This window comes from Methanomicrobia archaeon (assembly GCA_016930255.1).
GTDB lineage: Archaea > Halobacteriota > Syntropharchaeia > Alkanophagales > Methanospirareceae > JACGMN01.
This window is the reverse complement of sequence record JAFGHB010000022.1, coordinates 75,260-98,789: the sequence shown is the minus strand read 5'-3', so window position 1 is coordinate 98,789 and position 23,530 is coordinate 75,260. Positions and strand designations below refer to the sequence as shown.

Here is a 23,530-nt window from a genome sequence, read left to right as displayed (position 1 = left end):
CTTGGCACCGACATGTTTCATTACGATGTCGTCGACTCTTTGGTTCGCTTATTTTTTGCTGTGTCCACAATTTCGACTGCTCTTCGGTAAGGCGGCAACCCCTGTGGCCTTTAATGTTTGGCTTGTGAGCACGAGTTTTTTGGTGATGTCGCCAAAAGCATGATAACAGCGCCCGGCTCAGTCAGTGATTGCGATTTAACCTCGTGACGCAACCCCAAAAACCCGCTCGAAGTTACGCTCTATTTCCGCATTCACCGGCTCCACATCTGTCTTTCTTTGGCGTGCGATCTCCTCGTACACTACGTGCACCTTCTGCGGAACGTTGCGCTCGTCATCGTCCGGTGAAAGATACGGCGCATCGGTCTCCGTGAATAACTGCGAAAGCGGTACGCGCTTCGCCACCTTCCTCATGCTCTTACTCCGCGCTATTGTGGTGGGCAGCGATACGTAATAGCCTTCCTCACAAATCTCCTCCGCAACGCCTGGTTTGCCGGTGAAGCAGTGGAACACCGCTTGTTTCACGTCTTCGTCCGAAACGATCTTCAATCCTTCTTCGATTGCCTCGCTGCCGGTGCCGCGTAAGTGAAGTATCGCAGGCAGCTTCAACTCCTTCGCTAAGCCGAGGAACTCCACAAACACCTCTCTCGTCCGCTCCTGCTTCCCCGGGTCCCGAATCCAATGGTAATCCAGCCCGATCTCGCCGATACCCACGATCTCGTGCTTGTGCTCACTGATGAATTCCGCATAACGTTCGATCTCCTGATCTGTTTTTTGCTCTACATAGATTGGGTGCAGTCCGAGCGTGACGAACATGAACTCGTGGTGCTGTGCTGCAAGCGCTAATGCTTTCCTCCCGTCTTCTTGCTCCACTCCGCTTACCACCACTCCGTTCAGCACCTGCTTCGCATCCGCTATGACCTGCTCACGGTCCGCGTCGTAGTCCTTAAACGTCAAATGACAGTGTATATCGATGATTTCAACCACCTCGACAGTTAATCATAGTTCATGAGACGCTCATAAAAAAGTTTGTTTTGTGTGTGGCGCGAATACCAACCTTTTTAAATACGCCTCTGTTCTTTTCAAGTGGTGAGGTTTGATATGGAATATAAAATAACGGGTGATAATCTGCAACTGGTAACGCTGGAATTAAGCGCGGGCGAGACGGTCTATGGCGAGGCCGGCACGATGGTGTACATGAGTTCGAATATAAACATGGAGGCGAAGATGAAAGGCGGCTTGATGAAGGCAATCGGGCGGAAATTCGCGGGCGAGACGATGTTTTTAACGGAATTCAGTCCGACAGGCGGTGAGGGGCTTGTGGCGTTCGGTGGTAACGCGCCCGGGACGATCAAGCCGATAGAGCTTGCGGCTGGCAAAGAGTTCATCGTCCAGAAGGATGCGTTCCTCTGCGCCGAAAATGCCGTTGATCTCAGCGTCGCATTCCAGCGGAAGTTAGGGTCCGCCTTCTTCGGTGGCGAAGGGTTCATTTTAGAACGACTTTCCGGTGATGGCACCGCGTTTATCCACGCCTGTGGCGATTTCATCGAGTTCGATCTGCAAACCGGGCAAACGATGAAGGTGGATACCGGCTGTGTCGTTGGCTGGGATGGCACCGTCGGCTATGACATCGAGCGCGTGAAGGGGATAAAAACGATGTTCTTCGGCGGAGAAGGACTCTTCCTGACCACGCTACGAGGCCCCGGGAAGATTATTATCCAGTCGATGACATTGCACAATTTAGCAACCGCCCTGGCGCCGTTCTTACCCACGCAGCAGCGTTCTTCGAGTTCGTCCGGCTCTTCTGGCGTTATCGGCACCCTGCTCGAGGAAACGATCGGCAGATGAAGAACAGTATCATCGCTGTTCTCATCTTTCTGGCTGTCGTTGTAGTAATCCTGGAGGTGCTCCACTATTTTGAGATCCTTGCACTCATTGCGCTGGTTATCGGGTTCGGCATGCTGATCGGGATAATTATCTTCATCATAGTCGCAGGAATTGCGCTCATCCTTGCGGTCCCCTACTATTTAATCACGAAAGAGCCGAAAATCGATAGCTACGGCTCGTATACGTTAGCGGACGTTAAAGGGAAGGGAGAGGAGGAAGAAAAGGGCGTAAAAAAGGAGGAATAGCGCCCAATCGTCAAAACTTTTCAGCCACCTGACTGGAATAACCCTCCAATTATCGTTTGAACAAGAGCGCATAACCTGATGAGTTTCACTCGCTCTTAGTACCGGTTCTTTCTACCAGAAAGAAAGTGCATAGACGTTCATCAATCGCCCCTGATATTTCTCGACGGCCCCCAACGGGTGTATCGCTCGTTCCAGCCAATCAAGGTCAACCGGCGTGAAATCGTCGAATTCGTGAATATGCTTGAAGCCTCGTGCGTTCAATTCAACGATAATAACCGTCTCCTTTGCTACGCGCCTTAGCTCTTGAATAAACTTCTTCCGGCTTTCCTTTGCGACATGATGCAAAGCCCCGTAACTGATTACCACATCAAAACTTCGGTCAGGATACCAAAGCGCGGTCGCATCGCCGTATTCAACGGTTATTTGTGCCGCCAATCCTTCAGTTTCGACATCCCGTTCGGCTTCTTGGAGCTTATCCTCAGCCACATCTATACTCATGACGGTGCAGTTGAAATCTCTGGCCGCAATAATCGCCAGCGGGCCGACCCCGATATCGAGCACCGTTTTATTGTGAACGTTCCAACGTCTCAAAATCTCCGCTCGTTCGATCCGCCCCTCGTCGTCCTCCTTCAATCGCTCTTCCATTTTTAGCCTCTTCTTATTATCACCACAACGACTTCTTACGCAGCGAACACCAGTTACTGCCTTCTCATTCAAGACGCGTGACCTTCAAGTCATAATGTATCTCTTCTAGGGCTGCACGAATGTCGTTACTAATGGCTGCTGGCTCTCTCTTCCCTAACGCTTCGACATAAATACTAATAAACATTTTGCCCGGATTTAATTCGCTTCTCATTCGATCTTCGTGCACTTGTATAATCCCTCCTTCGTTCTCTGCAATGATATGACATACATCCGCAAGCATACCGGGTCGATCTTCCACTTCGCCTTCTATTCTGAAGGTATAACATTCTCTCGAATGTTGCTGAATCAGTGTCCACACGAGCAAGTTGAGATCGATATTTCCACCGCTAATAACAACAATAACGTTTTTGCCCTTTACATATTGCTCTTCAAGCACAGAAAGTAAGGCCGCAAACGAGACGGCTGCGGCGGCTTCTGCAACGATTTTCTCTCTCACTAACAGGTTATAAATGGCTCCGGCAATTTGCCGGTCACTAACCATGACGAGATCATCGACGTAATTCTGATAAATCTCAAAAGTTCTTCGCCCAATCGCACGAATTTTTATCCCGTCAGCGATAGTAAAGCCGAATTCGTCATCGCTTAACTCAACAATTTTCTTGAATTCTTCATCGGATAACCGTCCCCCTTTTTGCTCTTTTTGCGTGCTCGCCTTCTTGATAGCCGCTTCCTTAGTACGTGCTTTTGCCATACTCGGCACCGCAGTAGTCTGAACGCCCACTATTTTCACTCTTTTACACTTACAAACCTTTTTGAGCGCAATTGCAATACCTGCTATTAACCCACCACCGCCTACGGGAACTATCACGGTGAACTCTTCATCCTTTAAGCTCCTTTCGAGCTCCTCCCTCTTTTTCTCCGGATTCTCTTTCAGCCTTTCGGCGACAATCTGCTCAAAGATTTCCAATCCAATCGTGCCTTGGCCTGCGATGATATCATAGTCGTCAAACGGGTGTATGAAAAAATCTTCATGCCCCAACTGCTTTTTGGCCCGCCGTTTCGCTTGCTTTATACCGTCAAAAAGGCTCTCTACTTCTATTACGGTCGCTCCATAATCTCCTATTGCATGAAGCTTGAAAGCAGGTGCATTTTTGGGCACAAATATTGTAGCATCGAGATCTAACATCTGTGCGCTCAACGCTACGCCTTGAGCATGATTACCTGCGGATGCCGCGGTGACTTCGCTGCAAGACGGGTTTTGGCTTCTTAATTTAAAGAGCTTGTAATAAGCACCTCGTATCTTAAACGAACCCGTCCTTTGGAAAGTCTCACATTTAAGATAAATATTACGTGCTCCTGTCTTCTTGGTAAAAAAGTCTGACGTTTTAATAAGTGGCGTTGGGATCACGATCTTTCCTTCTTTTGCTGCCTCGTTTAAGACCTTATTTGCATCCACGATAGTAACTTTTCCAGTGATAATCTCATCGAGAGTGCCTGCGTTCATTATACATACCTCCCCCTCATTCGTCCCACTGAGCTCTCAATTCCACATAAAAACCTAAACCCAAACCTTGGGGGACATTTTCACCTCCCACTAATATTGGATACAGGCTATATAAATACTGTACATTTCTCCCTTTGAAAACAATTCCAAGCATATATGTGGAGGATTCAGCCGTTAAAACGGTAAACACGTTAAGTGGCTCGTTTGTTTGCCAGAGAGGGGCTGCCGTTCGGCACCGTGGTTATCGAAAGGTAACTCCGCAAAAATAATTTACACTTCGGGTATGATAAAAGGTAAAAAAGAATTTAGATGCTACAGAATTGTTTAATAATGAACGAAGACGCTATGAAGACCGATCATCTGCCCTGCGTGAAAGCACCGAAGCGACGAGGTGAAGAGATCAGACGAGCGTTGAGAGAGCGCGAGCTGCTGAGAACCGACGCCCGGATAACCGCTGATGACACGTTCATTTATCTACCGCTCGTACGCGCTCTAACCGATGCAGAATTGGAGGAACTAGGTGGCACGGAATTAACCACGCGCGAATTTGCACTTTTAGAACGGAGAAAGAGCATCGAGGATATTGTCGGATTTAAACCGTCGTACGAGGTAGTAGGCGACATCATCGTGCTCACTGAAGAGGTCCCCGCGGAAAAAGAAGAGCACAAAATCGCCGATGCGCTTATACGCCTCCACAGGAGCATCAAAGTAGTAGCCAAGCGTATTTCCGCGGTCGAAGGCGTGTACCGAACGCGGCGGCTGGCAGTAATCGCTGGTGAGCAGCGGACAGAGACGATGCACACGGAGAACGCGTGCAAATTCAAGCTCGATCTGGAGAAGGTCTATTTCAATCCGCGGTTGGCCAGGGAACGAAATAGGGTTGCGTCGCAGACGGCTCAGAGCGGAAAACCGGAGGAAATAATCGATATGTTTGCCGGTGTCGGCCCTTTCGCCATACAGATCGCGAAACGCGCACCGCAGAGTCACGTGACCGCCATCGACATCAATCCCGATGCGATACGGTATCTTACGGAAAATATGGCGCTGAATCGCGTGCAAAACGTCGACGCTGTGGTAGGAGACATTCGTGAGCTTCATACGCAATTCAGGAACACCGCAGATCGAATCATCATGAACCTGCCGAAGAGCGCGTATCTGTTCCTCCGCGAAGCACTGAGCATGCTCAAACCTCAGGGCGGGATCATTCATTTTTACGATCTCGAATCCGCCTACCCTGCAGACGATCTAGAAAAACATAAAGTTATCGAAATAGCGATGACAGAAGCGAAGGAGAAATTGCTGACAACGCTACAGGAAATGAGCGACGAGTTCCCATCGTATTCGGTGGAAATAGCCGAAACAAGGAAAGTGAAACCGTACGCACCCTACGCGTATATAATCGGGATTGATGTGAGTTTAGAGAAATATAGGACCGCTTATTGAATACTCAGGATTTCATCTATTGTCGCGACTATTTCTTCTATAAAGTTGACTGCTTCTTCCACCATACTTTCATCTATTGCCCATCGCACTCCTGGGTATGAAGGGTCCATATCAGCCTCATGTGCGATTTTATTCCTTCGATCTACAATGAGATTTAATTGACTTTTCAGATCTTCAGGGTTTTTACCTAATTTTCTACCTAGTTCTATCCATATTTTTAAATCCGAGATTAATCGAATTGCTTCTGACACTTTTTCGGCTTGCTGAAAGCTTTTCCAACTATTCCGATCGATAATTTCATCATCCAGCCAACTCAAAGTCGAAGGATTTGATAATGCTTCTCGTAGGCAGTTCATTGAAACACTAAATTTGTTAAAAGATGGCGTCTCAGTACGTAACCCCTGAAAAGTTTCAAGTATGCCTATTCTTACTATTTCGTGTATATAATGATCAAATGCACTTACAGCTAGAACTAATTCAGCTCTTAAAACATCGGATACATCAATTGCCCTTGTAGTTCCTGAGTTAATCACTCTAAAAATTTGGTGCAAATTGCGAATTCTTTCGATATTTTTTTGGAATTGACTAATTACCGTCTTCATAATTTATCAAGCCATCTATTTTTTTAGCCAATTCATCAAATATATCATGGAAGCTTTCAACACTTTCTAAGCTTTTATCGAGTACTATACCCACATGTTCAATTTGCTCTCGTGTTAGTGAAAACACAGGCGTTTGCGCGTCTTGTGATGTTGCAATTAACGTATTAAAATCAGGTATTGTTGCTAAACAGTAATCAGAAGCAATACCATTTGTTCTGTAACTTTCTTCAGATAAAATCATTTTTTGGGTGGTCAATTCTGGCACTAATCGTTTTTTCACCATGTCATTTATTTCATCTACCCAATGCTGAAAACCTTTGGACGGTTTTCCCCCCCGTAACCGATATTTCTGAATAACTGTTCCTAAAAATTTTGGTGTTATCTCTGGAAATGGATATTCTGCCTCCTTTAAGATATACATTTTTTGAGCTTCTTTAGACCAAGCATTCCATTTCTTTAAAATCGTAGTTAAAGAATCTATAGCCATAACAGAATAGTAATCAGGGTTAGTTGGAACAAGGAAGTAATTGCTAATCATGAGTAAATTCTGGTTGATTGAACTTAAACTCGGACTCATATCAATTAATATATAGTCTATCCCATATTTAACAGCTGTTTTATTCAATAGATAGTTTATAGAACCGGGCAAATTTTTTAATGTTTGAATAGATCCAGTAAGTTCTTGTGCAATACCAAGAGTTACATCATATTCTGCCAATCTGATATGCCCCGGTAATAAAAACAATCCATCTCGCCCATCAACCTTAATGCAATCGACAGCGCCAATCAACTTTGGCATAGATTCAAAAGCAGGTGCTAATCCATCCCGTAGGTTGTTATCGTGTCCCTTTTCATAAAAGTCCTCTAACTCAACGTACTTATAACCAAGTATTAAACCCGTTAAATTGCACTGTGGATCAGCATCGACTAGCATTACTTTTTTGCCTTGCTCCGCTAACATCCATCCAAGATTAAAGGTTGTAGTCGTCTTACTAACACCACCTTTATGGTTAAAAAGCGCTATTTTTGTAGCCATTTATCGCACCTATTATCTATTTTATCTTTATAGTATATAAAGTGTGATATTGCATATTTAACCATTTACGTAACTCCCTCTCCCTCAAGCGATAACTAACGTCACGTAAACCTTCTTTCCTCGTCGCCGGGAACGATCGTAGCAGTTCCCTTTATTCTCGATAGCTCTTTGATACCCCTCTTAAAACACGACTATACCTGAAAAAAACACATCATAGATTCGCCAAATTATTTAAACGCTAACAATCCCTAGAATTAGATAGAGCACAATCAAGAAATACGGGTGGGCGTGATAGATGGGGCATTGTAATGAGGCTTTCGGCACAGAAACAGAGGAGCTGTCAAAGCTTATCACCCATGAGCTGCTGAGACACGCTCCGTTCACGGCGTTCGGTGCCATTACCGGCATCATTATCGTGCTTTTGGCCGTGCACTACCCGCAACCCGCGGCTGAACAAATATTCTATACTCTTCACCCGATTCACGTCCTGTTGAGTGCGCTCGTCACTGCGGGCATGTACAGACTATACAGAGGCAAGGGCGTGGCGGTCATCATCATTGGTTACATCGGCTCTGTTGGCATAGCCACGCTAAGCGATTCCCTCGTGCCCTTTGCCGGTGAGATCTTACTTCAGCTCCCGAATCCAGGACTCCACATCGGCTTTATCGAGAAGTGGTGGCTGGTTAACCCGCTTGCCCTTCTCGGCATTGCTATTGCGTACTGGAGACCGACAACCGAGTTCCCCCATGCGGGACACGTGTTGTTGAGCACCTGGGCGTCGGCATTCCATATCATCATGGCCCTGGGAGAGACGGTAAGTTGGCTTACCCTCGTCATTATAGGGCTGTTTTTGTTCCTTTCTGTTTGGTTACCCTGCTGTCTCAGCGACATAATCTTCCCGCTTCTCTTCGTCTCCCGTAAAACCGCCAATCACGACGGAGCCAATACCGGGAGGTAAGGTAAATTCGCGGGTGTGTGCACTAGATCGATCGATAGCTTTTATTAGCTATAAGAACGAATGGAATTACGAAGAGGGGAGACCTTATCCGGTTGTATGTGTGAGTGAGTGAAAGAAGGAAAAGGAGGTGAAAGAGAAAGGTGAAGATCATAGCGATCATTGTACTGGTGATAATTGCACTGTTCTTCCTGCTGCCCATTCTCTCTGGCAACGCGCCCATTCCCGAAGACATGTCCGCGAGTCAAATCGGGAGCTTTATCGGGGGATTCGTACGGTATTGGATAGACGCATTGAGAAGCGGATTTTTTTAGCTCCGTGATGAATGAATGGGTGGATGGCTGGCTATGCGGGTGAACGCATGAGAAGTTCAAAAACCGTATTTAGACCGTTCCTACAGCTTCAAACCGTTTCCTTAGAAACTCAGTATCCAGAGAGGCAAGCAGCCAGCCTGCACGTGGTCCTGAGGGCTTCCCCAATAATGCGATATAAATCGCTTTGAAAATCTCCTTTGGCTCCGTGTTGACGATGGAGGCTACCTCGTAGATCTTATCGTGCCAGTCAGCAGCATTCAGATTCGTGCCTGTCTGTAACTCCAGTGCCATGAGCTTCAACGCCTCTTTCTGAGCTGCAGACAACTCGTTTAATTCCTCTATTGATATCGCCGTTTGCACTTCGAACTTCACGTTCTCCGGTGCGTAGGTTCGCAGCCAGTTCTCCGCGTACCGCGCTTTCTTACTTATCTCCTTTATCTCCTCGTCGTTATCCTCATGAAGCTCGTAGCCGCTCCGTTTAATAACCGTGAGGAGTTCCGAGGCATCGCCACGGGCTATTTGCACAAGCGTGATGAGATGACGGAACGGAATTGTTCCCGCAATGCCGCTTCCTATACTCCCGATCTCGCGCTCATACACGTCGACCAGGTTGAGCAACGGTAACGAGGGGTTAAATTCTATATGCTTCTCCGGTCGCACCCTCGATATGACATACTTTAAAATTACCGGTGGTACAGCCTCTACGATCTCATGCACGGGGACATTCGTGCCCCGGGACGATGACATCGCGGTAACTTTCGCCTTCGTCGTGCCCTCGCCCTGCTGCAGCTTCAAGAGGATATGCTCGAACGGGATAGGATACGGCGCAGGGTACGCGTATATCTCTTCGGATAGTCGCGTGCCGGTGTCAAACGAGCCCCCGGGCGAAGCGTGATCCTTGCCAAACGGCTCGATGGTAACGCCAAAGATCTTCCACCGCGCTGCCCAATCCACTCGCCACGCCAGTTTACCACCGCCGGTAAACGAAGCAACGCCCGTGTGCCCGCATTTGCACTCGTAATACACTTTCTCCTTCTCGAGATCGTAATCCTTGACCACCGCGGCGTTGATCCTGTCGCACACCTCACAAAGCGGATTGAAGGGTGACCACTCTTCTGGCAGGTCCCTCCCGGAAACGTCCTTTATGACCCGCGATACCTCCTCCTTGCGCACTAACGCTTCCTTTATCATCTCCACGTATCGGCCGGCCTTATACAGCTCGTCGGCCCTGAAAACCTCGATTTCTATGCCCAACTCGTCCAGAGAGCTGAGGAACGGCTGTAAGAAGTGATCAGCATATGAAGGCAGGCGTCCTTCAGGGTCCGGGATCTCCGTCAGCGGCTTGCCCACATGCGCTTCGTATTCCGGAGGGAGGAACGGGTATCGTCGCCGTAACGGGTCAAACGTGTCCGCGATGTAAATGAGTCGTGCGTCCACACCCATATCCCTGAGCGAAGTGTATATGGCGTCACCGGTTATTATCTCCCGCAGATTACCCACGTGAATAGCGCCCGATGGCGTAATACCGGTGGCAACAACATGCTTTTGCTCTTTCCGCTTCGATACGATGTCCTGTGCGATTGCTAACGACCAGTGCATTGTCTTGTATAGAGATGGTACATTACTAAGGTGGTGCCGAGAGGTTTTAAAGATACGATAAATGAAGGAAGAAAGGAAACCTTCAAAAGCTAACCTTCATTGTTCTGTTACTTTACTTTCCGTCAATGAACGCATTGCTTCAGAAGAAAAGGGTAGTGAGCATAGCAGCGATCCAGAGTTCCCAAGTGCTCGCGCAACTCAGTACAGTAAGGAACGCTGACGGGCTTATCTGCCGGGTTCGGAATGGGTCCGGGAGTTTCCCCGTCGCTATGGCCGCTATGCCCATTTACATTATGTTTGATTTCCTCTTTATAAAGGTTCAACGAAAGCACCGGGAAATCGTGGTCGCAACGTTAAAGGTGTGTCTCATAAAATCTCAAGGCAATCCTAATACATCCACATCACCGGTATCCGGTTCTTGTATCGCTGGAGTTCCTCCGCGGTAGCAGAGGGACACGGGCGATAAATTTGTATTCGCTGTTAATTCATACGCCGAGGCTGTTCGACGTTGGGACGTCCTGTAATCGTTTAACGGACATTATTTATTCTTCAAATCCTCTTCAAGTTCCCAGAGAAGGCTCAGGTCCACATCGGCGTAGGTGTTTTTCCCCACTTCGAAGGGATTATCCATATCCACTATCAGCATTATGATCCCGATAAGCAGGGCGGACGTAGCGCCAATAAAAGCAAGCCCGACATAGTATGGTTCGATTTTTATAACCAGTAGGAGCAACAACACAGCGCCGACCGCCAGTTCTGCAAAGCCGTATGCCGCGAGAATGAATGTCGTCCCCGTGATGGTCTTTATGCGATTTGAAATCTTATCGATGGTGATAAGCTCAGTCCTCAGCTTTACAATGAATTGAGGAGCTATGCCTTTTTCTGCTAGGCGACTGATATCCTCGTTTATTGCATCCATGGCCGCGTTTATTTCGCCTAGTTCCCAGACATTATTTCTGAAGTTTGCATTTATCGTACGGATGAGGTCGCGGATATGGGAGCGCAGATCTTCGGGGATTTTTCTATCGTCCATGTGTATAAGTTTGCTGTCCTTGTCAAGGGCTTTTATAGACGTAGCCAGTTCTCCTGGTATCTTCTCGCTTTCTTTGTAATCGGTAAGCGTCCCCGCAAATATAATAGCGATCGTAAAAACCACTCCACCGACAAGAGCAGTTATTGCTCTCGGCCATTCGCCACTTGCTGTAGCCACATCGAGATTAAAGAAGTCAATACCTAGTTTCAGTATGAGCAAGAGGGCAACAATGCCCAAGACCTTTAATGTCAATCCCCATTTATTCATAAACTTATTCATACTCGATAGGATGCACTTTTTGTTTATAAAATTATGCGGCTCATTTATTTTTGTCTTGACTGCTTCCAGCCACAACAATCACTTGCCCTGATAATGCAGGTGGACTTTTCTCTCTGAACTAAACAATCTGGTTCAATAAAATCTCTCAAACGGAGCGTCCCTTTAGGTATTCTGTCGCCTATCTATACAGACATAACCACGCACCTGCCGAACGTACCGTAACCGTTTTTATCAGCGAAGCATGAGCCAAGATCCCCGCCCCCCGACCCAAAAAGCTAAGGAAGAAGTTTAAGTCAGGGGTTTAAGGTGGCCGTTTTAACTGCACATACAATCAAGAAAAACGTTAAAAGAGATATCCGAGAGGATTTAAAGAAATTGCTCTACATCCCTCAAGCTCAAAATCGGAGTGCTTCCTTCAATCTTTGCTCAGGTCGTGTGAAAAGCGACAAGAATATAAAGATAAAGACAAATAAACTATCGAAGTGTAAAAATTATCAAAATTTAAAAATCGAGGGATGTTTCGGGGGGGAGGTAAATGGTAGAAGAAATAACGACGGACTACTTAGATTATTTATATAGATGTGAAAAGTGGGTTTATGAAAATTTAAAATGGGAAACTAAAGGGAAATTTATGAAATTTAAAGCAGCGGTGGAATGCGAAAATGGGGAATTGTTGGCATTATATGGCACAGCACATCGGAGATATAGCTTTTCGTTAGTATTTAAGGATAAAGTCGTAAGACGTTTTGACTACCATCATGTTGGAAGAGTAAGTAATGGAAGCATAATTACTTTTGGAGATCCCCATAAGCATTACATTGATATTGACAATAGCCGAGAAGAGATATATCCGGTGGATAACATACCAACAGATGATGTTAACAAAGGTCTACAGGAATTTTTAAGAGAGTGTAATATTAAGAGGAGAGGGTCATATTATCCTTTACTTAAAGGCGGGTGGGGGATATGAGCTTTTGTGATATAATAAAAAAAAATACCGTAGATTGGTTTCAAGAGAAAATAATAATTGAAGATGAAGGGGAAAAGGCTTGTAGATTAATTATGCCATTGATGAGTGGGGATGGCGATTTGATCGAATTTACAATCAGTGAGAAGAGCAATGGTATCATCAGAATTAGCGATGAGGGAGAAACTTTCGCTAAACTTTTTACCCTTGGTTTTGAAATAGAAAAGTCAAGTAAGCGACTAGAAATTGTAAAAACGCTCGCTAACACCTTAGAAGTAAATATCAGCGAAGAGGAGATATTTGTACTAACAAAATTTGAGAAATTGGGAGATGCTGTTACAAGAATTATTAGTGCATTATACGGGATAAATTATTTGACATACACCATTCACCCATATACTCCTCCGAGGTTTAGAGAAATGGTGGATAAATTTTTAGTTGAAGAGGATATACCTCATGATGATAATGTCAAAATAGAAGGCTACGCTGTAGAACACACCGTTGATTTTGTACTGAGCAGTGGTCATTTTCTCCTAGATGCACTTCATGCCGCTCATCCTTATAGGGCGAGTATTGTAGTGGACTCTGCTGCAGTAAAATCAATAGATATTAAAAAGAAATACGAAGAAAAAAAGGAAACAGCAGTCATATATAATGATGAGTTGGATGTATGGGATACTAAACGATTCGATTTATTGGGGACATATGTGGATCATGTTATACCGTGGACACAAAAAGGCGAGTTAATTGAGATTCTCGCGTGACGTTAAAGACACTCATCCTGCTCGCCAAATAAGGAGCCTACTATAGAGTAGCTCATCGAGAATCGTCGAGAAACGAACCAAGATCGCGGTCATTTCAAATCGACTCACATCAACTCCACTCTTCGCGCTCCTTCTCCAGCACCTTCAGTATCTCTTCGTAGACCTTTTTCAACTCGGTTTTTCGTACGCGGCCCAGGAGCTTCGTTATGACCAGTTCCGGCGTGCTCGATCCGATATGATTGAACATCGGCTGGCGGTCAACGATGATATTGCCCGCAGTATCCAAACCCTCGGACTCGATACCGTCCACGCGCACCTTCTTCATACTGATATGCGGCAGTAATTCGTGGATCAGGTGCGTGATCATCACCGCCAGCGTATCGTTCGGCAGGTTATTCAACACGGACGCCATTATCCTGCCCATCGCGCCCGGTTCGGTAAGCGCCTCTAACTCGTCTATGAGCACGACCTTCGCGCCTTCCCGCATGAATATCCGGCTCAGCGCCCGCATGGAGTATTCAAACGACCCGGTCTTCTTGATCATCTTCCGCCGGTACAAATAAAGAGGTAACAGCGGCATTTCCGCGCGCTCCGCAGGCACGGGCAGCCCAAGCTCCATGAGGATGAGCGAACTGGCGAGCGTAATGAGCAGACAGGTTTTACCGCCGCTGTTCGCGCCGGTAAGAATGGCTACGGGATACGGTGTCGCGCCAAAGATGCCTAAATTCGCCTTCCCGATCGAATAAGAGATCGGCACCACTTTCTCATCGCCTTTGAGCTCCTCGTCAACCAAAAAGAGGTTCCGGCCCTTAATCACGCCCAGGCCGTCTTCAATGAGCTCCGGCACCGTCAATCCGAAGTCCTGGCTGAAGCGCGCAACGGCAAGCATAAAATCGAAATAGAAGAGCTGTTTAATCGCACGACTCACAGCCTCTCTCCGCTGCTCCAGGAGCTGTGCACAGTCTAGTGACCGGTAATACCGCTGCTCGTCCAGCTTCCGGGTATACCGTCGTCGCAGGAGTTCCGTCTTTGCCCGTGAGAATTCGAACGGCGGGCCACGCTCCAGGTTCTCGTACGCGCTCTCCCACAGGATATCTTTATCTTCGCCGGTTAGCAGCAGCTCATCCGCAATGCTCACTACGACCTCATCCAGGTAGCCTTTAAAATCGTCCGCACCGCCCCCGCTCCTCGTTATCCGCGCCACTTCCTTGTTGATTGCTTCCTCCCAGCGATACAGCGTCTCCTCAAAGTTCGTCTCCCCCGCGCGTTCACCCGCTGCTATGCCATCTAAAAGCTTCATAACTGCTTCTAAATCCTCGACTGCGATACCGCTGAACAGGGATGAGCCCCGCAGCTCCTCAAACTCGGTTAAGAGCCGTATCACTGCTTGTATCGCCTTCTGCTTCGCGACGAAGGAATTGACTACGAACTCGGGATAAACCTCACTTATGTTCGACAAAGCTTCTTCGGTTATGGGTATAATGCCCGGCTCGTCAAATACGCGCTCCTCATCGCCTTCCTCGACGAACAGGATAATATTCTCTCGTTGCAACAGCTCGTGCGCTTTGGCTACGGAATCAACAGTAGTGATGCGCACGAAATCGCCGTAAAAATCCTGCAGCGTTGCTTCCAACGCGCGACTGCGAGTAGCGACAAGCGGCGATTTACCAAAGCTCTGGCTCTTCACTGCGGCATGAGAAAGGATCTCGCGCACCTTCGCGATCCTCTCCGCGCCCAGAAGCTCATGCAATCGTTCGCCCTCACGCACATCCTCAAACCGCCTCTGCACTTCCTCCCGGTCGAGTGTGGGCGTGCATGTAAGAATCAGCTCCTTGCCGTTTCGCGTCGTCGCATAGGATGCGAGGATTTTCAAGATCTCTCGCCGCAATTCCCGCGTCTCTGTCGTGCAGAAGATGTCTCGCACTTTGTAGCCCGCTAACCGCTCGTTCGCTTTTAGCACGACCTTCTCGCCGTCTCCCTCTTTTATCCCCAGCACTGAGGACAGGGTCTCTAACGCGGGAAAAGCAACGGCATCCTTTACATAAGGTTCGAGAAACTGTGGAATCGATGAATACAATAACGATTTACTGACCATAGTTTAGCACTCCTTAGATGGTGTTCATGTCTTTTTTCTATTCTCTTATAACCATAACTATTTTTCGCTGCGGGTCTATATGGACATGTAATGCCGCGTCAAATCCCCCAACTCATGCTCGGGACGTCTCCGTTCATCGGCACGGGGCAGTTCGGTACGAAAGCCTGCGAGTATCGAGACCGGTTCTTCCATGACGAGCGCGCCATGAAGCAGCTTTTTATCGCGTCGGCACGACAAGGGGTAAACGCGGTGCAACTCATTGTGTACGAACCGCTGGTGAACGCATTGACAGCAGCGATAAAGGAAACAGGTGAAGATTTCTTTATTGCCGCAACGATACCGAGCGGGCGGCATTTCGAGCGTGATTTGGCTCTGATACGACCGTTAAAGCCCGCAATTATAGCGATACACGCTTTATCATGCGACGCCCTTGACGCGCGAATAGAAGGCTGGATTGAGGAGATACGTGCTCTGGACGCGTCACCTGCGGCAGCTACGCATTATCCCGGTGCCACAATCGAGAAGCTGGACAATGCGGGCTTTGATTTTGAGGTCTATCTCGCTCCAGTGAATCCGGCTGGCTATGCCATGGAGCCGGATTACGAAAGCACCCTGAAGGCTTTGGAAACCACGGATAAAAAGATAATTGCGATAAAGCCGTTGGCTGCGGGTCGCTTGAAGCCAACACAGTCGCTGTTCTCGTTCGTCTATAAATATGCAGACTCGGTAAGCGTGGGCATCACCTCGGAAGCCGAGATGGAGGAGACCTATGCCGTGGCGAAAGAGACTGTGCTTTGAATTTGAGATATGTTCATCGCTTTAGCCAATGTATTAAATCGAATAGCACTAACAGTTGTATAAGTCCTATCCAGCACGGGTGGGTGAAAACGCGGTATGGTGAAGCGTGTGGTGCTAATTGGCGGAGGAGCAGCGGGTATAGACGTTTTAGAACTCTTGCTACGGGCAGAAGCAGATGCTGAGCAGCTGGAGTTCACGCTGCTAAAGAAAGAGCCTGAGGGCTTCTTCTCAAGTTGCGGGTTACCATTTGCGCTGCAGGGAATGTACGGTATAAAAGAGCTCGTTCTCTTTGGATCCGAGTTTTACATTAAGCAGGGGATTGACTTTAGAACAGGTACCGAAGCGACGAGTGTAGATTTGGAGAAGAGCATGGTGCGTGTTGATACTGGCGAGGAGATACCATACGATTATCTGGTCATAGCAACAGGCAGTAAACCGTTTATTCCGCCGATTGACGGCACGAAGCTCGAGGGGGTTTTCACGTTATGGGGTAGGGAAGACGGAGAGCGGCTGAAAGCAGCGATGGCTGCACCGGAAACGAGCAACGCGGTAATTATTGGTGCTGGTATGATCGGGCTGCAAGCAGCAGTCGCCTTCTCCAAGAACGGGCTACAGACTACGGTCGTGGAACTGATGCCATGGCTGCTCCCGACCATGTTAGACCCTGATATGGCTTCGGTAGTGCAGAAATGGCTGCGGAACGATGTGACGTTTATTCTGGGTAAACCGGTGAGTGCTCTAAACGGTGAACAACACGTAGGGTCAGTCTCAGTGGGCGGAGAAGCTATTCCGGCTGATATCGTGCTGATAGCGGCGGGGATGCGACCCAATGTGTCGATTGCAAGAGAAGCAGGGATAGAGATCGGAGAAAGTGGCGGGATCGTGGTAGATCGCTCGTTGCACGTTAAAAAAGGGCATGCTTATTTACCGAACGTCTACGCGCTCGGTGACTGCAGCGAGGTGACCGATACCGTCACCAATCGTCCTCGACTCAGTCAACTCGCGTCCACGGCCTTGATACAGGCACGGGTCGTCACCAATAACCTCCGTGGCATCAGTGCATCGTACGACTCGTGTTTAAGTCCTACAGTCGCTACCATCTCGGGCCTTCAAGTGGGCAGTGTCGGGGTTACCTCCGAGTGCGCACGGAGCAACGGAATGACAGTGAAAGCGGGAAGAGCGATTAAATACACTAAGGCACGATTCTTCCCCACCCGGAAGCTGATCATTGCGAAATTGCTTTTCGAAGCCGCTAGTGAGAAGCTGATCGGTGCGCAGCTCATCTCGGAGGAGACCGTTGCAGAGCGGATAAACGAGCTGACACTGGCGATAAAAGCAGGGATAACCGCAAGTGATCTAGTAATGCGAGAACGGTGCTTCGAGCCGTCACTTACCATGGTCGAGGACGTTATCGTCGATGCGGCGCTGAAAGCTTTGAGGTGAGCTCGGAAATTGTGCGAGAACCGTATAGTTAACGGTGCTACTTTCCAAACAGTCAGAGATCTACTTTTGCTTATTACGGCCTCGGGGCTCTCGAAATTACTCTTGAGATGCTATCTATTAATTTTACCCATAAACTTCGATTTTGGAGCATGTACCTTGTATGAGCCATTTCAAGAGCTGTAGTTAGTTTCGTGTCAAGAAGTCCTATTTCTAAATTGAACTTAGCAGTTAAATCAAATTTCGTCATTGTCATAATGAGCAGCTCTTTGGTCAAGCTAAACTGATTGTAGATTAGACGAGAGCTGCGATTGTCGATAACCGCGTTTTCGATTTTTTTTATCTCTTCTTCCCAAAATTCCTTAAATATTTTGAAATTTTCTTCGATCATCCTCTGTGAATTCAAATACTCTTAATTTAATATATTTTTGTTTTTATTTTAATCTATACCATGATCCCGTTAAACAGCACCGAGCTGCTGCTCGTCCGCGGAACGACCGGCACCTTAGCGATCGTGAAGGTGGGGGAAAAACGACAGTTCTTCGTTGAGACGCCGGAACGCGAGATAGTGTATGGGCTGGGTCCTGAAGATTTACTCGTTGCCTCCGGGTTTGGCACAGATGAATCAGTAGTGAACGGGTTACGGTGTGTGCTCTACATGATCCGCGAGGTGAACTCCCCGTTGATCGTATTACCAAAAGATCATCCGGCAACGAAACGGCTGAAGATCGTGGTCTCGGCAGGCAAGCGCATCGTGCTGAGCTGTAAGATCACGCCGGGCACACATCCCGAGCAGCATTTGCTCTGCGGCATGCCGGAATTCGAGGGCACCGAGATACTGGGCGTCGAAGGCGGCGTGGAACTCAAAGGGCTGGAAGGGGCGAAGCAGGAGAAAAAAGCATTTATTATGTATCCTCTTCTGTAACATAGATAGAGATAAGGTAGAGACGAGGAACAGGTGCGTACGCAAGGAATGACACGCGAAACAGCAGCAGTCGCCGCATCGGAGAAACGTGGCGGTTTGGATCTCTTGCAAGCGAAGCGAATCGTCATCAAGGTGGGAACCAGCAGCATCACCGATGCCGACTACCGCATGAATCCGCACAAAGTAGAGAAGATCGCCCGTGAGATCAGGTCGCTGAAAGAATTGGGTAAAGAGGTCATTTTAGTGACTTCTGGTGCGATCGGTGCGGGTATCGGAAAGCTTGACCTCAAGCAGCGACCGCGCGACATAAAAGTATTACAAGCGACGGCCGCAGTCGGCCAGAACATCCTCATGAGCACGTACGACAAATATTTCTCCGCACACGATCTGATCATCGCGCAGGTCCTGTTGACCCATGCAGCCTTCCGTAACCGACAGCGGTATCTCAACCTCCGCAATACTCTGGATACCTTACTCAAGTCCGGTGTCATCCCGATCATCAACGAGAACGACACGGTGGCCGTAGATGAAATAAAACTGGGCGATAACGATAACCTGTCAGCGTTGGTAGCAAGCAATCTCGATGCCGATTTGCTTATCATCTTGTCTGACGTCGATGGCCTGTACAGCGCGAACCCGAAACGGAGCAAACAGGCGGAACTCATCTCAGTGGTGGACGAGCTAACGTCGGAGATCGAGCACGGCGCGGATAAAGGCGGACGAACGGGCGTTGGGGGTATGAAGACGAAACTGCAAGCTGCCAAGGTCGTGATGAAAGCGGGCATTCCCATGGTCATCGTCAACAGCCGGGAAGAGAACGTTCTCGTGCGTGTGATAGAAGGCGAACCGCTTGGCACGCTCTTCATGCCGAAGACGGAAAAGCTGAACGGGCGAGCGCACTGGATTCGCTTCGCATCGTCGCCAAAGGGCAGTATTAAAGTGGATGACGGTGCAAAATCCGCGGTAACAAAAGATGGTGGGAGCTTGCTCGCTTCGGGAATCATCGGTGTCGAGAACGAGTTCAAGAGCGGTGATCCGGTGAGCATCGTCGACACCGACGGTGTTGCGTTCGCCAAGGGCATCACGAATTACTCGAGCAGCGATATCGAGAAGATCAAAGGCGCACAATCACGCGAGATCGAGCGGATTTTAGGGCGGAAGGATCACGCCGAGGTCGTGTACCGGGGCAATTTAGTGCTGCTGTAAAAACGGTTTCTTTTAACGAAAAACATCAGGAGATCTTTGAAATGCCAAAGGTTGCTATAACTGATAGAGAGCTCAATTACCATGAAGAAGGGGCTGGTTTTCCCCTTATCTTGCTTCACGGGCTGTCCGATGATGCCCGCCTGTGGACGCCGCTGATGCCCGATTTAGCCAAAAAGTACCGGACCATCGCCCTGGATGTCAGAGGCCATGGACGCTCAGGGAAACCTGATATGCCGTATTCCATCCGGCAATTCTCCGATGACCTTTGTGAGTTTCTGCGAGAACTGGATATCCCACGGGCCCATCTGCTCGGGCTTTCCCTGGGCGGAGCCATAGCCCAGCAATGTGCCCTCGAACATCCCGAAAAAGTTCGTTCGCTCATACTCCTCTCCACGTTTAGCTATACCGATCCTGCTTTGCAGGATACGTTCAAAAAGCTTCGAAACAGCCTGATTACGGGCGGTTGCCCGGCATTCTTCGATGATGCGGTTAAACGAACTGTCACTCCAGAGTTCGCCGCTGCACATGCCGATGAGATCGCAATGGTTAAGGAGGAAATGGTCGCGATGAATTCCGCCACTGCTCTTGTCCGTGCCATTGATGCGTGTGTGGAGTTCAATGTAGCGGATCGGCTATCCCGGCTCGCGCTTCCGACGCTGATCATTTCCGGTCGCGAGGATACGTTCGTCCCGCTCCGCTTCTCCGAACAGATCCATCACGCTATCCAAGGCTCAACGTGGGTAATACTGGACGGTGTCGCTCATAACGTGCTCATTCCAGAAAAGCTCCCTGAACTTTCCCGGTTCGTCTTGGCATTCCTGGCCAAACACTAAAACACAGAACAAAAAAGAAAACCTTAAATAATGAGAAAAACCAACAACGGAGCGTGAAGCTGAAAATGAGAAGAAAACGTGCTGTTTTTCTTGTGCTCATCGTGCTCGTTTCGGTCGTTGCCTGTTTGGGATGCGTCGAGGAGGAAGTATCCGAACCGGAGATCTCCGGCGAACCTTCATCAGACGTTGCAGAGACCGGCGGGGCCTCAGAAACCCCGCAAACGTCTGAAGAACCCGTCGCGCTGAGCTTGGAAACCTTTAACGGTGGATTCTTCACGATCGATAAACCACAGGGCTGGAACATTTATACCGCAGGCTCGTGCGCCGATTTCGCGTTCTTGCTCCGCGACCCCCAGGACCCGCTGCGGCAGGTCTTCTTCTTCGGCGAGGTTGGCCCGGTCTACATGAGCGAAGAGCAGAAGCAGATTGACTACGACTACATGAGCATGGGCGGCTATCCAATCCAGTATATCGAGATGCCCGTGGTTGACCCCCTAACACCTGAGAATTTCCTCCAACAGTTCCATCTCATCACGGAAACGAGCATCGCGCAGTCGTTCATGCCGCAGGCACCGCCGCTGGAGCACTTTGAAGTCATTTCTACAACCTCACAATCGAGTTTCATTTCCGGCGGCACAACCGAGCTCGTACGAGGATTGTTTGTCCAGGATGGTGCGGTAGCAGAAGGGCTTTTCCTGGTTACCGTCGCGCCCGTTCTGCCCGCAATGGGCGGTCCCGGCGGCGATATCGCGTACGGCTTCCAGGTTATGGGCATTACCGCGCCCAAGCAGGAATTCCGCTATCTCGAAAACTCCCTTGCCGCATCAATGCAGAGTTTCACCGTCTCTCAATCATACGCCCAGAACTGCATGCAGCAGCAAGCGCAGACGTATGGCGCCATTCTCGAAGCCGGCAAGACGCTCAGCGAGGCATCGGACATCATCATGGACGGCTGGGAGAGTAGAAACAAGGTGGACGACATCGTCGCGGAGAAGCGAAGCGACGCGATCCTGGGTAACGAACGCGTGTACGATCCCGAAACGGGTGAGGTCTACGAGGTCGAGAACGGATTTTATGATACCTATAACACCAACCGGGATCAGTACGAAATGAACAATCTTCAGCCACTTCCTGACGATAGCTGGGACCTCTGGACGGCAGCACCGTTGGACGGCGGGCAGTACATAAGATAATCTATCACGAGATCATACCATTCCTATAACCGAGGAGGTTACGAAGATGACACAGGGTAAGGACCCCGGATTAGCGTCTGGTACCGGAATAGTAGAGAAAGCGAAGATGGCGCGTGCAGCCTCGATTAAATTGGGGAGCGCGACAACGGCTGAGAAGAACAGCGCCTTGCTCCAAATCGCAGAAGCGCTTGATGCAAAACGGAAAGCGATACTGGCGGCGAATAGCAAAGACATCGCCCTTGCTCGCGAGTTGGTAGAGGCGGGGAAGATGTCCCAAGCGCTTCTCCATCGGCTGATCCTGGACGATGCGAAGATAAACGAGATGATCCTGAGCGTAAAGGACGTCGAGAAATTACCGGATCCCGTTGGGAAAACGCTCGCCGCGATTGAGTTAGACGAAGGTTTAGAGCTCTTTCAGGTTTCCTGCCCCATCGGCGTGATCGGTACGATCTTCGAATCACGACCCGATGTGCTCGTGCAAATTTCCGCGCTCTGCCTGAAGACCGGCAATGCCGTGCTGCTCAAGGGCGGATCGGAAGCGCGGTATTCAAACGAAGCGCTCTTTGACCTTGTCGCAACGGCGGCGGCCGAAGGCAACGGTATCCCTGGGGGCTGGATCCAGCTATTGGAAACACGAGAGGACGTTAAGGAGATGCTCCGATTGTCCGACTATATCGACCTCATCGTGCCACGGGGAAGCAACCAGCTGGTGAAATACATCCAGGAGAACACCAGTATCATGGTCCTCGGGCATGCTGATGGAATCTGCCACGTGTACGTCGACCGGGACGCTGACGTGGCTATGGCGCTGGATATCAGTTACGATGCAAAGGTGCAATATCCTGCGGTTTGTAACGCTGCGGAGACGCTGCTTGTGGATGCTGCAATTGCACGCGAGTTCCTACCGCGCATGGTCGACCGGTACCTGGCAGCAGGTGTCGAGGTACGCGCCTGTCCTAAAACGATGGACATTTTGAAGGAGAACAAGGAGCTCAAGTCCGCAACAGAAGAGGATTGGCGTACCGAGTATAACGACCTGATTATCGCTATCAAAGTGGTTGACGGCGTTGACGAGGCTATCGAGCATATCAATGCCTACGGATCCGGCCATACCGATGCGATCGTTACGGATAATAAGAACACCGCGCTGAAGTTTCTGCAGTTCGTCGACTCCTCTTCGGTCATGCATAACGCATCCACACGGTTCAGCGATGGATTCCGATACGGCAAGGGTGCCGAAGTCGGTATCAGCACGTACAAGGTGCATGCGCGGGGGCCAGTCGGCTTAGAAGGGCTGGTTATCTATAAATATCTCTTGGTCGGTTCAGGGCAGACCGTCGCACCCTATGTGGGTAGTGATGCGAAGGAATTCACGCATAAGCGATTACCGAAGAGCTTTACCTTTTAGCGTGCCTCGCTAGCCGTACATGCCTTCAGGAGGCCTTGTCGGCTCCTCCGGTATCGGTGGCGATGGAATCTTGCCGAACTGCTCCTCGTACGCCTTTACATGTCGCTCCAACCAGCTCAGCAGTGCCTTCGCCTGTTCCGGTGACATCGTTATCTCCGCCTGTAACTCCCGCAGTATCACTGGTGGTTCCCGTCCCGTCACCGTACCTTCCGTGACATCCTCGTAGCCCTCCTGATACACGATCATCTTGAATTCGTACGGCGTATGGCCGCCGAAGACGCCTGACGAATAAAAGCGCTTAAACTCCGGATGCTTTCGCACCACGAATTTCGGTCTTGGTATTTGATCCATGTGTCGTGTTC

At 49.0% G+C, this 23,530-nt stretch carries 24 protein-coding genes and 1 rRNA gene; 14 read left to right on the top strand and 11 right to left on the bottom strand.

All coding sequences use genetic code 11. The annotated features are described in order from the left end of the window. Positions 1-195: 195 nt before the first annotated feature. The gene (locus JW878_03945) at positions 196-984 is read right to left on the bottom strand and encodes a TatD family hydrolase (protein MBN1762220.1); all 789 of its coding nucleotides are present in this window, start codon (positions 982-984) and stop codon (positions 196-198) included. 114 nt (positions 985-1,098) lie between these two features. On the opposite strand from JW878_03945, the gene JW878_03940 reads away from it, so the two are divergent. Next, entirely contained in the window at positions 1,099-1,845 is a 747-nt protein-coding gene (locus JW878_03940) for a TIGR00266 family protein (protein ID MBN1762219.1), read from the top strand. Beyond that, positions 1,842-2,129 (top strand): hypothetical protein, encoded by a 288-nt coding sequence (locus JW878_03935; protein ID MBN1762218.1) that lies wholly within the window; start codon positions 1,842-1,844, stop codon positions 2,127-2,129. Before JW878_03940 ends, JW878_03935 begins: the two co-directional genes overlap by 4 nt. A gap of 111 nt (positions 2,130-2,240) precedes the next feature. Here the strand turns inward: JW878_03935 and JW878_03930 are convergent, their stop codons facing one another. Further along, positions 2,241-2,774, bottom strand: coding sequence for a class I SAM-dependent methyltransferase (locus JW878_03930; protein MBN1762217.1), 534 nt, complete (start codon positions 2,772-2,774; stop codon positions 2,241-2,243). Positions 2,775-2,838: 64 nt separating this feature from the next. Next, positions 2,839-4,278 (bottom strand): pyridoxal-phosphate dependent enzyme, encoded by a 1,440-nt coding sequence (locus JW878_03925; GenBank protein ID MBN1762216.1) that lies wholly within the window; start codon positions 4,276-4,278, stop codon positions 2,839-2,841. A gap of 330 nt (positions 4,279-4,608) precedes the next feature. Between JW878_03925 and JW878_03920 the strand changes: the two genes are divergently transcribed. Further along, positions 4,609-5,721 (top strand): class I SAM-dependent methyltransferase family protein, encoded by a 1,113-nt coding sequence (locus tag JW878_03920; GenBank protein ID MBN1762215.1) that lies wholly within the window; start codon positions 4,609-4,611, stop codon positions 5,719-5,721. On the opposite strand, the gene JW878_03915 is transcribed toward JW878_03920, so the two are convergent. Both JW878_03915 and JW878_03910 read right to left on the bottom strand, forming a co-directional pair. Then, on the bottom strand, positions 5,715-6,323 hold the full coding sequence (locus JW878_03915; GenBank protein ID MBN1762214.1) for a hypothetical protein: 609 nt from the start codon (positions 6,321-6,323) through the stop codon (positions 5,715-5,717). The two genes, JW878_03920 and JW878_03915, sit on opposite strands and share 7 nt — an antisense overlap. After that, complete coding sequence (locus JW878_03910) at positions 6,307-7,359, bottom strand: AAA family ATPase (GenBank protein ID MBN1762213.1); 1,053 nt, start codon at positions 7,357-7,359, stop codon at positions 6,307-6,309. The genes JW878_03915 and JW878_03910 overlap by 17 nt, the downstream gene beginning before the upstream one ends. 337 nt (positions 7,360-7,696) lie before the next feature. On the opposite strand from JW878_03910, the gene JW878_03905 reads away from it, so the two are divergent. Further along, positions 7,697-8,317, top strand: coding sequence for a hypothetical protein (locus JW878_03905; GenBank protein ID MBN1762212.1), 621 nt, complete (start codon positions 7,697-7,699; stop codon positions 8,315-8,317). 140 nt (positions 8,318-8,457) lie between these two features. After that, positions 8,458-8,628 (top strand): hypothetical protein, encoded by a 171-nt coding sequence (locus JW878_03900; GenBank protein MBN1762211.1) that lies wholly within the window; start codon positions 8,458-8,460, stop codon positions 8,626-8,628. Between the two features lie 69 nt (positions 8,629-8,697). On the opposite strand, the gene lysS is transcribed toward JW878_03900, so the two are convergent. From lysS to JW878_03885, 3 genes are all read right to left on the bottom strand, one after another. After that, the gene (gene lysS / locus JW878_03895; GenBank protein MBN1762210.1) at positions 8,698-10,227 is read right to left on the bottom strand and encodes a lysine--tRNA ligase; all 1,530 of its coding nucleotides are present in this window, start codon (positions 10,225-10,227) and stop codon (positions 8,698-8,700) included. Positions 10,228-10,386: 159 nt separating this feature from the next. After that, positions 10,387-10,508: ribosomal RNA gene (rrf, locus tag JW878_03890) — 5S ribosomal RNA — on the bottom strand. Positions 10,509-10,765: 257 nt separating this feature from the next. Beyond that, positions 10,766-11,539, bottom strand: a complete 774-nt coding sequence (locus JW878_03885; protein MBN1762209.1) for a hypothetical protein — start codon at positions 11,537-11,539, stop codon at positions 10,766-10,768. Between the two features lie 535 nt (positions 11,540-12,074). Here JW878_03885 and JW878_03880 point away from each other — a divergent pair. Both JW878_03880 and JW878_03875 read left to right on the top strand, forming a co-directional pair. Next, positions 12,075-12,509 (top strand): hypothetical protein, encoded by a 435-nt coding sequence (locus JW878_03880; protein MBN1762208.1) that lies wholly within the window; start codon positions 12,075-12,077, stop codon positions 12,507-12,509. Next, entirely contained in the window at positions 12,506-13,270 is a 765-nt protein-coding gene (locus JW878_03875) for a DUF1828 domain-containing protein (protein ID MBN1762207.1), read from the top strand. Before JW878_03880 ends, JW878_03875 begins: the two co-directional genes overlap by 4 nt. A gap of 109 nt (positions 13,271-13,379) precedes the next feature. Here the strand turns inward: JW878_03875 and JW878_03870 are convergent, their stop codons facing one another. Beyond that, positions 13,380-15,365 carry a hypothetical protein gene (locus JW878_03870; GenBank protein MBN1762206.1) on the bottom strand — a complete coding sequence of 662 codons (1,986 nt, stop codon included), beginning with the start codon at positions 15,363-15,365 and terminating at the stop codon, positions 13,380-13,382. 114 nt (positions 15,366-15,479) lie between these two features. Here JW878_03870 and JW878_03865 point away from each other — a divergent pair, with 114 nt between their 5' ends. Continuing rightward, the gene (locus tag JW878_03865; protein MBN1762205.1) at positions 15,480-16,163 is read left to right on the top strand and encodes a hypothetical protein; all 684 of its coding nucleotides are present in this window, start codon (positions 15,480-15,482) and stop codon (positions 16,161-16,163) included. Positions 16,164-16,259: 96 nt separating this feature from the next. Then, positions 16,260-17,606, top strand: a complete 1,347-nt coding sequence (locus JW878_03860; protein ID MBN1762204.1) for an FAD-dependent oxidoreductase — start codon at positions 16,260-16,262, stop codon at positions 17,604-17,606. A gap of 73 nt (positions 17,607-17,679) precedes the next feature. Here JW878_03860 and JW878_03855 read toward each other — a convergent pair whose 3' ends face one another. Further along, on the bottom strand, positions 17,680-17,994 hold the full coding sequence (locus JW878_03855; GenBank protein ID MBN1762203.1) for a hypothetical protein: 315 nt from the start codon (positions 17,992-17,994) through the stop codon (positions 17,680-17,682). Positions 17,995-18,054: 60 nt separating this feature from the next. Between JW878_03855 and JW878_03850 the strand changes: the two genes are divergently transcribed. The 5 genes from JW878_03850 (at position 18,055) to JW878_03830 (ending at position 23,168) form a co-directional block, all read left to right on the top strand. Then, entirely contained in the window at positions 18,055-18,528 is a 474-nt protein-coding gene (locus JW878_03850) for a hypothetical protein (protein MBN1762202.1), read from the top strand. A 48-nt stretch (positions 18,529-18,576) separates the two neighbouring features. Further along, the gene (proB, locus tag JW878_03845) at positions 18,577-19,734 is read left to right on the top strand and encodes a glutamate 5-kinase (protein MBN1762201.1); all 1,158 of its coding nucleotides are present in this window, start codon (positions 18,577-18,579) and stop codon (positions 19,732-19,734) included. A 41-nt stretch (positions 19,735-19,775) separates the two neighbouring features. Continuing rightward, positions 19,776-20,567: an alpha/beta fold hydrolase gene (locus JW878_03840; protein ID MBN1762200.1), complete on the top strand. Its 792-nt coding sequence runs from the start codon at positions 19,776-19,778 to the stop codon at positions 20,565-20,567. A 65-nt stretch (positions 20,568-20,632) separates the two neighbouring features. Beyond that, on the top strand, positions 20,633-21,760 hold the full coding sequence (locus JW878_03835) for a hypothetical protein (protein MBN1762199.1): 1,128 nt from the start codon (positions 20,633-20,635) through the stop codon (positions 21,758-21,760). Positions 21,761-21,806: 46 nt separating this feature from the next. After that, a complete protein-coding gene (locus JW878_03830) occupies positions 21,807-23,168 on the top strand; it encodes a glutamate-5-semialdehyde dehydrogenase (GenBank protein ID MBN1762198.1) in 1,362 nt (453 codons plus the stop codon). A gap of 9 nt (positions 23,169-23,177) precedes the next feature. Here the strand turns inward: JW878_03830 and JW878_03825 are convergent, their stop codons facing one another. Then, positions 23,178-23,519, bottom strand: a complete 342-nt coding sequence (locus tag JW878_03825; GenBank protein MBN1762197.1) for a DUF3467 domain-containing protein — start codon at positions 23,517-23,519, stop codon at positions 23,178-23,180. Positions 23,520-23,530 lie beyond the last annotated feature (11 nt).

Coding starts and splice junctions, on each gene's coding strand:
- lysS (MBN1762210.1), bottom strand. CDS start 10,227: ATGCACTGGTCGTTAGCAATCGCACAGGACATCGTATCGAAGCGGAAA.
- JW878_03835 (MBN1762199.1), top strand. CDS start 20,633: ATGAGAAGAAAACGTGCTGTTTTTCTTGTGCTCATCGTGCTCGTTTCG.
- JW878_03925 (MBN1762216.1), bottom strand. CDS start 4,278: ATGAACGCAGGCACTCTCGATGAGATTATCACTGGAAAAGTTACTATC.
- JW878_03825 (MBN1762197.1), bottom strand. CDS start 23,519: ATGGATCAAATACCAAGACCGAAATTCGTGGTGCGAAAGCATCCGGAG.
- JW878_03935 (MBN1762218.1), top strand. CDS start 1,842: ATGAAGAACAGTATCATCGCTGTTCTCATCTTTCTGGCTGTCGTTGTA.
- JW878_03860 (MBN1762204.1), top strand. CDS start 16,260: ATGGTGAAGCGTGTGGTGCTAATTGGCGGAGGAGCAGCGGGTATAGAC.
- JW878_03865 (MBN1762205.1), top strand. CDS start 15,480: ATGCTCGGGACGTCTCCGTTCATCGGCACGGGGCAGTTCGGTACGAAA.
- JW878_03940 (MBN1762219.1), top strand. CDS start 1,099: ATGGAATATAAAATAACGGGTGATAATCTGCAACTGGTAACGCTGGAA.
- JW878_03910 (MBN1762213.1), bottom strand. CDS start 7,359: ATGGCTACAAAAATAGCGCTTTTTAACCATAAAGGTGGTGTTAGTAAG.
- JW878_03920 (MBN1762215.1), top strand. CDS start 4,609: ATGAACGAAGACGCTATGAAGACCGATCATCTGCCCTGCGTGAAAGCA.
- JW878_03855 (MBN1762203.1), bottom strand. CDS start 17,994: ATGATCGAAGAAAATTTCAAAATATTTAAGGAATTTTGGGAAGAAGAG.
- JW878_03875 (MBN1762207.1), top strand. CDS start 12,506: ATGAGCTTTTGTGATATAATAAAAAAAAATACCGTAGATTGGTTTCAA.
- proB (MBN1762201.1), top strand. CDS start 18,577: ATGACACGCGAAACAGCAGCAGTCGCCGCATCGGAGAAACGTGGCGGT.
- JW878_03870 (MBN1762206.1), bottom strand. CDS start 15,365: ATGGTCAGTAAATCGTTATTGTATTCATCGATTCCACAGTTTCTCGAA.
- JW878_03880 (MBN1762208.1), top strand. CDS start 12,075: ATGGTAGAAGAAATAACGACGGACTACTTAGATTATTTATATAGATGT.
- JW878_03930 (MBN1762217.1), bottom strand. CDS start 2,774: ATGGAAGAGCGATTGAAGGAGGACGACGAGGGGCGGATCGAACGAGCG.
- JW878_03915 (MBN1762214.1), bottom strand. CDS start 6,323: ATGAAGACGGTAATTAGTCAATTCCAAAAAAATATCGAAAGAATTCGC.
- JW878_03830 (MBN1762198.1), top strand. CDS start 21,807: ATGACACAGGGTAAGGACCCCGGATTAGCGTCTGGTACCGGAATAGTA.
- JW878_03850 (MBN1762202.1), top strand. CDS start 18,055: ATGATCCCGTTAAACAGCACCGAGCTGCTGCTCGTCCGCGGAACGACC.
- JW878_03840 (MBN1762200.1), top strand. CDS start 19,776: ATGCCAAAGGTTGCTATAACTGATAGAGAGCTCAATTACCATGAAGAA.
- JW878_03885 (MBN1762209.1), bottom strand. CDS start 11,539: ATGAATAAGTTTATGAATAAATGGGGATTGACATTAAAGGTCTTGGGC.